Consider the following 10,626-nt stretch of genomic DNA (forward strand, 5'->3'; position numbering starts at 1 on the left):
CTCCTTGAGCGCCTTTGTATCCTCCACGATCTTCTCAAGCTCCTCACGGCTGAGCGTAGCCTTGTATGCCGCAAGCTCATCAGCGATCTTCTTCTCATTCTCCTGGTCAAGACCCTTCTTAGGGTTCATGGTGAGATACAGGCCAAATGTATTGTCAATGAAACATTCCTTTATAAGCTGCTCAAAGTATCCATTCTGAAGATCCTCTCTCAGCTCCTTATACACATCATTCATCTCAAAAAACATGAGTGCCTTGGTATCGTCATACAGCCAGCTGTTAAATGCATCCAGTCCGTACATAAGTCCCTTAGGAAACCTTCCAAAATTGGCCTCCTTGTGCTTGAACTCAAACTTGTTGATTGCAGCCTCAACCGCATCCTTATCTATACCATGGCTGAGTTCTTCAAATGTATCATCTATTATCTTTATGAATCTGTCCTTATCGTTCTTATCCGCGCCTCTTGCTATGATAGAGAATGTGGTCTGCTGACAGCCATTGTCAAATGAGCTGTAGACCTCCTCGCCTATACCCGCATCAGTCAGAGCTTTCTTCAGGACAGCTCCCGGCGCATCCATGAGCACGTACTCAAGTATTTCAAGGGCTGTAACCTTCTTCTTTTCGGTGCTGAGCCCTGTTATCTTGCTGTATGTGAGTATGGAATTGTTCTCCTCTGGATCAGTATCAGCTATGGAGTACTCCTTAGTGATATCCTTCATCTCGTCAAATGGCTTCTGAAGAGGGATCGCTGAATCTATCTCCTTGTAATCGTAATGTGACAGATACTCCTCATCTATAAATTCCAGCTCCTTCGCCATATCACAGTCACCATACAGATAAATATAACTGTTCGATGGATGATAATATGTCCTGTGGAAATCTCTGAATCTCTCAAGGGTGAGTGTAGGTATGGATACCGGATCACCGCCTGAATCATTGCCATATGGAGTGTCCGGCATGAGTGATGACTCTATCTCTCTGTACATAATCGACTCAGGACTTGAGTACACGCCCTTCATCTCATTATACACAACTCCGTTGTACTTCAGGTCTCCGTCCATAGAGTCAAGCTCGTAGTGCCAGCCCTCCTGCTTCATGATCTCATCATGTATATAGATATCCGGATAGAACACTGCATCCAGATACACACTCATGATGTTCTCAAAGTCCTTCTGATTGAAGCTCGCTATAGGATATACCGTCTTGTCTGAATAAGTCATGGCGTTTAGGAAGGTGTTCAGAGAACCTTTTGCCAGCTCAACAAATGGATCCTTTACCGGATATTTCTTTGAACCACAAAGCACTGAGTGCTCAATTATATGAGGTATTCCTGAATCATCATATGGAGGTGTCCTGAAGCCTATATTGAATACCTTATTCACATCGTCATTCTCAATAATGAGGACCCTTGCCTTTGTCTTTATATGCTCCAGCACATATCCCTTGCCATGTACCTCCGGTAGATCCTTCTCCTCAACTATTCTGTAAGCCTTTAAATCTTTGATATTTCCCAATTCATATTCTCCTTCTATATAAATTTTCAACGCTCACTATTCCATCTGTCCGGCACCAAACGAAGCCGGAAGAAACTCTGACAATCTTCTCATGTCGTAATCATCCTCTGAATGTGCTGCGATAACATACATATCCGCAGAAAATTCCGAGAGCACCTGTCTGCATATCCCACATGGATATGTTATTCCATTTATCCCTGTACTATTCAGGCCACCGACAATAGCAATCGCTTTGAAATCTTTATAGCCACTACTCACTGCATTACACACCGCTGCACGTTCTGCGCATATAGTTGCACCATACGAGGAATTTTCTATATTACAGCCCGTGAACACTCTGTATTCATTCGCATTTCTATCGCGGCTGTCTGTCTCTCTGCCAACGACTTCATCTGCATCCGAAGAATTCTCCCGGCCAGCCAGGAGTGCTGCCCCAACCTTAAACTGTGAGTACCTGGCATATGCCATTTCTCTCGCCTCTACCGCTTTCACAATAAGACGCCTGATGTCTGTATCTTCAATAATATAATCACTCTCCATAATACAGGACCTCCTTTCTGATACCTTCTACGCACTTCCATAATAATAACACTAATCCACCTTTAGATTCAATCACCCACACAGTATTAAACGTTCAAATATTATCAGCTTGGTGCACATAACAAGAGGCCGCCCGAAATCCGGCGGCCTCTCGATCACTTCTCTTTATTCAATTTATTACATTTTTAATAGCTTCCTGACTGTATCTGTCTGAGTATTTCGTCCACCATATCCTGATATGTGTCCGATGTAAGAACCAGGATAATACAGAACACCAGGAACACAAGTGCTATTGCGCTCATTATAATACCTGCGATAGCCATTCCCTTGCCAGGCTTCTTATCCTTAAGACTTATGATACCTGTTATCAGTCCCGCAATGGCTGTGGCAATTCCCACATATGTGATACAACATCCAAATGTAAGAGAAAAGATACCAAGCACCATAGATGCTATGGATACGCCTTTGCTCTCCTGTGGCTGCATATTATTCTGTGGATATGCCGGACCTCCGCCCATATTCATGTCCTGGTTAGCATAATTCTGTCCGTATGGATCTCCCGGCTGTCCGTAGCCCTGACCATACTGACCATATCCCTGTCCGTACTGTCCACCTGGCTGGCCATAATTCTGTCCATACTGGCCGCCTGGCTGACCATAATTCTGATCATACTGTCCACCTTGCTGACCATAATTCTGTCCATACTGGCCGTCTGACTGACCATAGTTCTGGTCGTTCTGTCCATACTGGCCGTCTGACTGACCATAGTTCTGGTCGTTCTGTCCATACTGAGGCGCACCGGCATATGGATTCTGCTGTCCCGCCTGTCTGTTGTCTTCTGTTGGCTGATAGCCGCCAAAGCTGTTGTTATCTTCTCCCATCTCTTCCTGCCTTTCATTTATAACTTTTTTGTAACCCATACTTTCCCTTAGTCGAAAAATATCTGTTCTGATTATCTCACACATGCCGGTTAGTGTCAATTAACCTACATAAAAAAAGAAACACATCACCCGATTACGAATGATGTGATCCTTTTTTATCTTAGTCTTTGTATTTTACTGCGAAATCGTGTCTGACTCTATTCCTTAGAAGCCCATTCCGCCGCCCATTCCTGCTCCGCCTGCTGGCATTGCTGGAGCGTCTTCCTTGATATCAGCTACAACTGACTCTGTTGTGAGCATTGTTGAAGCAACTGATGTAGCGTTCTGAAGTGCACTTCTTGTAACCTTAACAGGATCAATGATTCCTGCCTCGATCATGTTGACATATGTCTCATTGTATGCATCAAAGCCCACACCAACCTCAGACTCTTTGATCTTGTTGATGATGACTGATCCCTCAAGTCCTGCATTGGCTGCGATGTGGAACAGTGGAGCCTCCATAGCCTTGAGAACTACCTTAGCGCCTGTCTTCTCATCGCCCTCAAGATCCTTTACAAACTCTGCAACCTTCTTTGCAGCGTGGATGTATGCTGAACCACCACCTGAGATGATTCCCTCTTCAACTGCAGCTCTTGTGGCATTAAGGGCATCCTCCATACGGAGCTTAGCTTCCTTCATCTCTGTCTCTGTAGCTGCGCCGACTCTGATAACTGCAACTCCACCGGCAAGCTTTGCGAGTCTCTCCTGAAGCTTCTCTTTATCAAACTCTGATGTTGTCTCCTCAAGCTGAGCCTTGATGACATTTACACGACCTGCGATGTCTTCCTTAGCGCCCATACCATCAACGATAACTGTGTTCTCCTTTGTGATCTTAGCACTCTTTGCACGTCCAAGGTCATCAAGAGTAGCATCCTTGAGCTCATATCCAAGCTCCTCTGAGATTACCTTACCGCCTGTAAGAATAGCGATATCCTGAAGCATCTCTTTTCTTCTGTCGCCATAACCAGGAGCCTTTACAGCTACTACCTGGAATGTACCACGCAGCTTGTTGACGATAAGTGTTGTGAGAGCCTCACCCTCGATATCCTCAGCGATGATCAGTAGCTTTGATCCGCTCTGAACGATCTGCTCAAGAAGTGGAAGGATCTCCTGGATATTTGAGATCTTCTTATCTGTAATAAGTATATATGGGTTATCAAGCTCTGCAACCATCTTCTCCATATCTGTTGCCATGTAAGCTGAAATATAACCTCTGTCGAACTGCATACCTTCTACAAGGTCGAGCTCTGTCTTCATTGACTTTGACTCTTCGATTGTGATGACTCCATCCTTTGACACTTTCTCCATAGCGTCGGCAACCATCTGTCCAACCTCATCGTGACCAGCTGAGATAGATGCAACTCTTGCGATCTGATCCTTTCCGCTGATAGTCTCACTCATATCAAGAATAGCCTCAACTGCCTTGTCGCAAGCCTTCTTCATTCCCTTTCTGAGAACGATAGGATTAGCACCTGCTGCCAGATTCTTCATTCCTTCATTGATCATAGCCTGTGCAAGAACTGTAGCTGTTGTAGTACCATCACCTGCAACATCGTTTGTCTTTGTTGCAACTTCCTTGACGATCTGAGCACCCATGTTCTCAAATGCATCCTCAAGCTCGATGTCCTTTGCTATTGTAACACCATCATTTGTGATGAGTGGTGAACCGTATGACTTTGCAAGTACAACGTTTCTTCCTTTAGGTCCAAGTGTAACTCTTACTGTATCTGCTAACTGATTAACTCCTGCCTCAAGTGCCTTTCTAGCCTCAGCACCGTACTTAATTTCCTTTGCCATTTCTATCTACCTCCATGTTATATTACATATATATCATCCGCATATGTCTCCCACAGCTCACGCTGTCTGGATATATGCTTTTACTTCTCAACGATTGCAAGGATGCTGTCCTGCTTGATAACTATGTACTCTTCGTCGTCAAGCTTAACCTCTGAACCAGCGAACTTCTGATATATAACTGTATCTCCAACCTTAACGTCCATAGGAACCAGCTTGCCATCAACAACTGCTCCAGGGCCAACCTCTATAACCTCTGCATACTGTGGCTTCTCCTTTGCCTGGCCTGGTAATACGATTCCTGACTTTGTTGTCTCCTCTGCTACTGACTGCTTTAATACTACTCTGTCTCCAAGTGGTCTTAACTTCATGATATATACCTCCTGATTTATTTTTTCTTTTATTTTCTCATCTTCGTTCTTAGCACTCAATTTATGTGAGTGCTAACACTGTTTTATATTCTATCCATTTCTATAAAAAAATCAACCCTTATTTTCTAAAAAATATATAAAAATATGTCTGTCATCTACAGTAATACATATCACTTAAAAAGAGTCGTTCTTGCATAGTCAAACAGATACTGCTGCGCATATCCCCCGAGATTTCCGAACTTTTTCACGGCAAATGCCTCTATCTCCAGCTTTTTTGTGTCCTTGCCATCAAAGTACATGCTCTCCATGATCCTCTTCATCCACACATCCACAGGGAAAGCCTCACGTCTTCCAAGTCCAAAGAGCAGGACACAGTTGGCAACCTTCTCTCCTACTCCCTTTATAGTCATGAGAAGTTCCCTTGCCTGTTCTATGTCAAGTGCGTCAAGCTTCTCCTTTGTGACATTTCCCGAGTACACCGCCTCCGTCGCATTCATTATGTATGGAGCACGGAATCCGACCTTGCACTCCCTGAGCTCATCCTCTGTGACCTCATGAAGTCTGTCTACATCAGGGAACACATAAAATGCCTCGCCATTATATCCTATGACCTCATCACCAAATCTATGCGATATATTTTTCACACACTGTTTTATCTGAGGGATATTCTTGTTCTGGGATATGATAAATGATATAAGCGTCTCAAAGAAGTCCTGATTAAGTATACGTATTCCATCCTTCTCATTCACAGCCGTCTGAAGTGCGCTGTCCGCCTTTATGACACTCTCCTTGATGAGCCCGTAATCGTTGTCCATATCCAGATAAGGGCGCCATATTCCTTCATAGTCTTCCATGGATGAACCATATATCCTGAGCTCGCCGCCTGACTGTTCCATCTTCACAGCCCTGCCAAATGCTATGACCTCATACACTTCATCATCAAGCTTGTCAAAATGAAAGCACTGACCACACTCAAGTATCTGAGAAAGTCTGAAATCCTTCACTCCGTCTACCGTAACTATATTGCCATCACAACTTACATTCATCTTCCGTACACCTGCCATTTCATATTTGTATAATTGTGCTTTTTGTCTTATAAATTTCTCTAGGCTATTGTATAATACCTGTATATTATTTTCAATGTCACATAAGCAGTGTGGCAAAAACTGACACTATCACAAACAGGAGGATCTATGGCTGAACAGATATACACTATACCAGTAAACGATGCATTTGACAGCGGCTGCGAATGCCCTATGTGCCAGATGCAGAAGGATCTTGAACGAAATGCAATTGAATATACGATGGGGCCAAGCTACATGGAGGACGACAACCGTGCCATGACTGACAAGCTTGGTTTTTGCAGTCATCATCTGAGAATGCTCTATCAGGAAAAGAATCGTCTGGGTCTGGCACTCATGATGAACACCCATATGAATAAGACTATACAAGATATGAGGGCGCTGGCTGCCAAAGGTCCCGCCGCCAAAGCCGGTCTGTTCGGCAAGAACACACCAAATGCACCTGTTGTCGATTATATAGAGAATATGGAGAAAAGCTGCTTCATTTGTGGACGTATGGATGACATGTTCGTACGCTATGTAGACACTATCTTCCATATGTGGAAAAGAGATTCCGAGTTCAGGGACAAATTTGCTACGAGCAAAGGCTTCTGTACATACCACTACGGAATACTGTACAAGACAGGCCAGAACAAACTGAGCAAGGAACAGTATGCGCAGTTCATCGAAATCCTCAACAAGGTATACTTTGACAATATGGAACGTGTCAATGGTGACCTGAGCTGGTTCATAGACAAGTTTGACTACAGATACAAGAACGAGCCATGGAAGAATTCCAAGGACGCCCTCCCGAGAGGGATCATCAAGATTGGCCATACATTTGTAGAATAATAAACACATGACAATAAATAAAAGCCGCCTTACATATCTGTAAAGCGGCTTATTTTAACTGACTCTCCATGCAATGAGACCATCCGGAAGCGCCGGCTTTATCATGCCAGGCCTTCTGCCTGTGTTCTCTATGCCATGAGCCTGTTTCATTCTCTCATGGAGATATGCTCTGTATTCTGTGAGAAGCCCGGTAAATATCGGTCTGAGCTCAGGGCACCTTCTGAAATCCCCCGGCTTGACAAGTCCCGGTTTCTTGTGGAATATATCCACACCAGCATTTTTCAACACCGATGCCACGAACTGTGAACAGAAGAAACTGTATTCCCTCTCATACGCAAGATGGAAAAATACGCTGAATACACCCATGAAGTTATATCCGTATCTGTCCGGATGCTTCTTGAATCTGGCGAGCTCCTGCTGTATCCTGTCATACTGCTTACTCGTGACCTTCAGCTCATACACAGCGCATCTGGTTCCCTTGTGCTTTCCAAATATTCCCTTTTCTATGTTCTCACTGATAAATCCACTGTTAAATGGATTGTATACACCTTTCCTTGCAAAACTGTACATCTCATCAAGACTTATGTCCAGTGCCAGAGATGTGTGACAATACGGCTCTCTGGTCATAAGCTTTATGAGATTTGAAGGAACTGTTTTTGTCTTTGACAAAAGTATGTATACCTTCTTACTCTCATCTTTCATATTTTTGTTTCCAATCACCTATTTTGATGTACGCATATCCCCCCACAGGATAAGCGCCAATCCCCACATCATAAATTATAAACGCATCCCCGGTAATTACTTGCCCGGCTTGTAAGAACTCTTGAGTGACACGATCCTGTTGTATACAGGATGCTCCGCTGTAGAATCCTTTGAGTCAACACAGAAGAAACCATTTCTCAGGAACTGGAATGCCTCTCCCGGCTGAGCCTCCTCAAATGCCTTCTCAAGCTTACATCCCTGTTTGATAACAAGTGAGTTTGGATTGAGATTCAATGTACCATCGTCGTTGAGCTTCCCCTTCTCCTCATCGATGATATTCTCATACAGACGAACCTCTGCATCTATTGCGCTCTCTGCCGATACCCAGTGAATGGTTCCCTTGACCTTACGTCCCTCAAAGCCTGAACCGCTTCTTGTCTCTGGGTCATATGTACAATGTACTGTTGTGACATTGCCGTCCTCGTCCTTCTCAAATCCCACGCACTTTACGAAATATGCATTCTTAAGACGAACCTCGTTGCCAGGGAACAGTCTGAAATACTTCTTAGGAGGCTCCTCCATGAAGTCCTCTCTCTCTATATACAGATACTTGCTGAATGCTACCTTTCTGCTTCCGAGCTCCTCGTTCTCCTGATTGTTCTCGACATCGAGGTACTCAACCTGATCCTCAGGATAGTTGTCGATGACAAGCTTTACAGGATCAACAACTGCCATGTATCTCTTGGCTGTGAGCTTCAGGTCGTCTCTCACGCAATACTCAAGCATAGCGTAATCAACAGACGACTGGCTCTTGGATATTCCAACCAGCTCCATGAACTTCTTAATAGCTGATGGTGTGAAGCCTCTTCTTCTGAGGGCTGCAATGCTTACAAGACGTGGGTCATCCCATCCGTCTACTATTCCGTCCTCGACAAGCTTCTTGATGTATCTCTTACCTGTTATGACATTTGTCAGGTAAAGCTTTGCGAACTCTATCTGCTTTTGGTGTGTCCTCAGGTGAATCCTTGTAACCGAGCTCCATAACCACCCAGTCATACAGAGGTCTGTGATCCTCAAACTCAAGTGTACATATAGAATGTGTAACACCCTCGATGGCATCCTCGATAGGATGTGCAAAGTCATACATAGGGTAAATGCACCACTTGTCACCTGTGTTGTGGTGGTTCATTCTTGCTATTCTGTAGATAATAGGATCTCTCATGTTGATGTTAGGGCTTGCCATATCTATCTTTGCACGGAGTACCTTACTTCCGTCAGGGAACTCACCGTTCTTCATTCTCTCGAACAGATCAAGATTCTCCTCTATGCTTCTGTCTCTGTATGGGCTGTTCTTGCCCGGCTCAGTGAGAGTTCCTCTGTACTCTCTGATTTCATCTGCTGTGAGGTCACACACATATGCCTTGCCCTTCTTGATGAGCTTTATGGCAGCCTCGTACATCTGGTCAAAGTAATTTGATGCAAAGAACACTCTGTCTCCAAAGTCTGCTCCCAGCCACTTGACATCTGCAAGTATTGACTCTACGAACTCTGTCTTCTCCTTTGTAGGGTTGGTATCGTCAAATCTGAGATTAAACTGTCCGCCATACTGCTGTGCCAGTCCGTAATTCAAAAGTATTGACTTGGCATGTCCTATATGTAAATATCCATTTGGCTCTGGTGGGAATCTGGTAACGATCTTCGGCACCTTACCCTCTGCGATATCTTTCTCAATTATCTGTTCAATGAAATTCTTACCTGTCATCTCTTCAGCCATTTCCAAACTGCCTCCCGCTTTTTTTGATAATTCTAAATGTCTGCAACCGAATTTGCACACGATTACAGTTAGTTTACCATACTTTTACTGCTTGTACCACAATTATCTTTTGATTTGTCATTATTTTTCGCACAAATGTAAATATTTTACTTGATTTTTGATGTCCATTTTGTTATAGTTATTATTGCTTTTGAAAAGCAAGCTACTATAGCTCAGGTGGTAGAGCGCAACATTGGTAATGTTGAGGTCACGGGTCCGACTCCCGTTAGTAGCTTTTATTTTTTTGTCCGTATTTACGCCGCCCTGAGCGGCTTTATTTTTATCCACCGCAGACCGGATCACTTACTTTCCGCCCGCAGTCTCAGCTTCATATATTCCATCCCAGTCCGTCAAACTGTTCTTAAACATATCCACAAATGGTATATAAGTGAATACGATAAGAAGCAATACCGGCAAAGCCAGGAACAATACGATCGTTCCCACCTTACCTTTACCTTTTTTAGCTTTGCTCTCCGCTCTCATGCCACCACTCCTTAATCTGATGATCAATAAAAAATAATCATTTTTACCTTTTGTTACTTTCGATTAAGGTTGGCTATACATTTATTTTAGTTTATTTCAAGCTAATATGCAGGCTTATTAGCAAATTCTTTGCAAAAAAAGGAAGCGGCATATTGCCACTTCCTGTCTTTGATTAAACAACTTAAAATTTTATTATTCTAATTACACATCCCTGAGCTTAGCTCTGATCCTCTGAACCGCATTGTCTATGGATTTTGCCGGTTTGCAGAGTCTCTCCCCTATCACTTCATAAGAAGCGCCTGTTAGATATTCGTCAAGAACATGCTTCTCAAGCTTAGAAAGCTTACTGTCGATGAGCTTTATAAGATCTGACTCACGCAACTTCGCCATCATGATATCCTCAGGATTAGTTATGACACCCGAATCTATCTCATCAAGCGGGCTGGAGTAATCTCCCCCGCCATCGCCATAGATCGATATATAGTAGTTCAACGGTCCGTTTTTCTTGTTGTTTGAATTGTTCACCGCGGTAATGAGCTGCCTTCTCACGCACATGAACGCAAAGGTCTTGAATGTCG

9 protein-coding genes, 1 tRNA gene and 2 pseudogenes are annotated in these 10,626 nt (G+C 43.7%); 2 read left to right on the forward strand and 10 right to left on the reverse strand.

Annotated elements, in window-relative coordinates:
• The 6 genes from CCU_RS07355 to CCU_RS07380 form a co-directional block, all read right to left on the reverse strand.
• Window positions 1–1,512: insulinase family protein (locus tag CCU_RS07355; protein WP_243440873.1), on the reverse strand; the 1,512-nt coding region annotated here is incomplete at its 3' end.
• Between the two features lie 36 nt (window positions 1,513–1,548).
• Entirely contained in the window at window positions 1,549–2,052 is a 504-nt protein-coding gene (locus tag CCU_RS07360; protein ID WP_015534138.1) for a cytidine deaminase, read from the reverse strand.
• 185 nt (window positions 2,053–2,237) lie between these two features.
• Window positions 2,238–2,972 (reverse strand): DUF4190 domain-containing protein, encoded by a 735-nt coding sequence (locus CCU_RS07365; protein WP_015534139.1) that lies wholly within the window; start codon window positions 2,970–2,972, stop codon window positions 2,238–2,240.
• Between the two features lie 165 nt (window positions 2,973–3,137).
• Entirely contained in the window at window positions 3,138–4,769 is a 1,632-nt protein-coding gene (gene groL / locus CCU_RS07370; RefSeq protein WP_015534140.1) for a chaperonin GroEL, read from the reverse strand.
• Window positions 4,770–4,849: 80 nt separating this feature from the next.
• Window positions 4,850–5,137 (reverse strand): co-chaperone GroES, encoded by a 288-nt coding sequence (locus CCU_RS07375; RefSeq protein ID WP_015534141.1) that lies wholly within the window; start codon window positions 5,135–5,137, stop codon window positions 4,850–4,852.
• A gap of 170 nt (window positions 5,138–5,307) precedes the next feature.
• Window positions 5,308–6,183: a DNA-3-methyladenine glycosylase family protein gene (locus CCU_RS07380; protein WP_015534142.1), complete on the reverse strand. Its 876-nt coding sequence runs from the start codon at window positions 6,181–6,183 to the stop codon at window positions 5,308–5,310.
• Between the two features lie 147 nt (window positions 6,184–6,330).
• Between CCU_RS07380 and CCU_RS07385 the strand changes: the two genes are divergently transcribed.
• Window positions 6,331–7,050: a DUF6062 family protein gene (locus CCU_RS07385; protein WP_015534143.1), complete on the forward strand. Its 720-nt coding sequence runs from the start codon at window positions 6,331–6,333 to the stop codon at window positions 7,048–7,050.
• Between the two features lie 54 nt (window positions 7,051–7,104).
• Here CCU_RS07385 and CCU_RS07390 read toward each other — a convergent pair whose 3' ends face one another.
• Window positions 7,105–7,752, reverse strand: coding sequence for a hypothetical protein (locus CCU_RS07390; protein ID WP_015534144.1), 648 nt, complete (start codon window positions 7,750–7,752; stop codon window positions 7,105–7,107).
• A gap of 96 nt (window positions 7,753–7,848) precedes the next feature.
• Window positions 7,849–9,526, reverse strand: a pseudogene (locus CCU_RS14760) (glutamine--tRNA ligase/YqeY domain fusion protein).
• 201 nt (window positions 9,527–9,727) lie between these two features.
• Between CCU_RS14760 and CCU_RS07400 the strand changes: the two are divergent.
• A tRNA-Thr gene (locus CCU_RS07400) sits at window positions 9,728–9,800 on the forward strand.
• A 68-nt stretch (window positions 9,801–9,868) separates the two neighbouring features.
• Here the strand turns inward: CCU_RS07400 and CCU_RS07405 are convergent.
• Together CCU_RS07405 and CCU_RS07410 are read right to left on the reverse strand one after the other, a co-directional pair.
• Complete coding sequence (locus tag CCU_RS07405; protein WP_015534147.1) at window positions 9,869–10,048, reverse strand: hypothetical protein; 180 nt, start codon at window positions 10,046–10,048, stop codon at window positions 9,869–9,871.
• Between the two features lie 201 nt (window positions 10,049–10,249).
• Window positions 10,250–10,626, reverse strand: a pseudogene (locus tag CCU_RS07410) (RNA polymerase subunit sigma-70); the annotation flags it as partial.

Origin of the sequence: Coprococcus sp. ART55/1, assembly GCF_000210595.1 — a bacterium.
Lineage (GTDB): Bacteria > Bacillota > Clostridia > Lachnospirales > Lachnospiraceae > Coprococcus > Coprococcus aceti.